This is a genomic window from Streptomyces sp. NPDC101166, assembly GCF_044768125.1.
GTDB lineage: Bacteria > Actinomycetota > Actinomycetes > Streptomycetales > Streptomycetaceae > Streptomyces.
The window spans coordinates 1-465 of the sequence record NZ_JBIWPF010000171.1 but is presented as its reverse complement, the minus strand read 5'-3'; the positions used below and the strand labels follow the sequence as shown (position 1 = coordinate 465).

Below are 465 nucleotides of genomic sequence, written 5' to 3'. Positions count from 1 at the left end.
CCACCGGCACACTTCACAGTGCCCCCTCCTGATCACCAGAGCAATAGCCGATGGCTATTCCATAGCAATCGAACAGCCTCACTGGCCATGACCCCAGAACCAAGGCCTCAGCTCGGTAGCCAGGTTGTGACCTCGCCTAGGATCGCCGCGCACGGCGTATTCGAGGCATGTCCGGGTGGCGCGGTCGTATCATTTACCCGTTGGCCGCTCCCACAAGCCATTGCCGAGGTCGGATATCGACCACCGTCGATCGCACAGTGAGGATCTCGCAGATGGCAAGCTCGATCGAGCCCTATCAGGCAGAGGCGTCCGTCGCCGATTCGTCGACCTGCCCCGGATCGCAATGCCAGTTCACGTTTCCGACGGTTCCCACCGGGAAGCGATTGCATCTCACCAGCGTTTCCGCACAACTCGGCCAGGTCTCCGACGTCATTGTCCTCGAGGGTGCGGGGGTGTCGTACTTCG

Annotated in this window: 1 protein-coding gene; it reads left to right on the top strand. The window is 61.3% G+C overall.

Annotated features, from left to right (window positions below; genetic code table 11):
- Nucleotides 1-272 precede the first annotated feature (272 nt).
- The coding region (locus ACIRS4_RS37415) for a hypothetical protein (protein WP_404204615.1) at nt 273-465 on the top strand (193 nt) is incomplete at its 3' end.